The following is a 748-nucleotide window of genomic DNA, read 5'->3' on the forward strand; positions in this document are numbered from 1 at the left end:
CTGCCTTCGAACGTATTTATGTCAGGTACAATAAACGAATCTTTTGGTTTGGTAAACAAATAATTGAGGATGAATTTGTAGTAGAATGCTTGGTACAAGATGCATTTCTAAAATTATGGGAATATCGCGAAAAGATGGAATCTCCTTATCATATCTTATTCTTTTTAAGGTTTGTAATGAAATACAGTTGCTATTCGCATTATGCTAAACCGAAGAATAAGTTTTTTAGAACTGTAAGTTCACTAGAAAGTTATGAGAATTATCAAAGTTATTTGTCTGGATATGATCCCGCAGATAACATTCAAAACCTAAACGAACAAGAAACACAACAGCACTATTTTGATCAAATTATAAAAGTATTACCCTTATTAAGTGCTGAAAGAAAGCATTTGATTGAACTCTGTTTAAAACATGGATTTCAATACAAAGCGATTGCTAAAGCAATGGGAAGAGGAATCACTGAAACGAGTAACGAAATTAAACATGCTATTGATGATCTTAAGAAGATTTTAAGTCACCAAGATAAATTAATTATTAAAACCAAAACAGTCTCTACAGCAGAGAAGGAAAATCAAATATCTGAAACACAATCGTTGATTTTAAAACTTCGATGTAAGCATAAACAATCTTTTTCAACAATAGCTTCAGCATTACAATTGTCTCAAAAAGAGGTACACAATGAATTTATAGTCGCTTATAAATTCACTCAACAAAACAAAGTTCAATCCCTAAACTATTGATCATGGAA

1 protein-coding gene is annotated in these 748 nt (G+C 30.7%); it reads left to right on the plus strand.

Annotation, left to right across the window (positions count from 1 at the left end; translation table 11 throughout):
* A partial coding sequence (locus tag N5E64_RS15665) for a sigma-70 family RNA polymerase sigma factor (RefSeq protein WP_407933299.1) occupies nt 1-740 on the plus strand: 740 nt, incomplete at its 5' end.
* Nucleotides 741-748 lie beyond the last annotated feature (8 nt).

The sequence above is a fragment of the Empedobacter sp. GD03739 genome (assembly GCF_029843245.1).
In the GTDB taxonomy this organism is placed as follows: domain Bacteria; phylum Bacteroidota; class Bacteroidia; order Flavobacteriales; family Weeksellaceae; genus Empedobacter; species Empedobacter falsenii_B.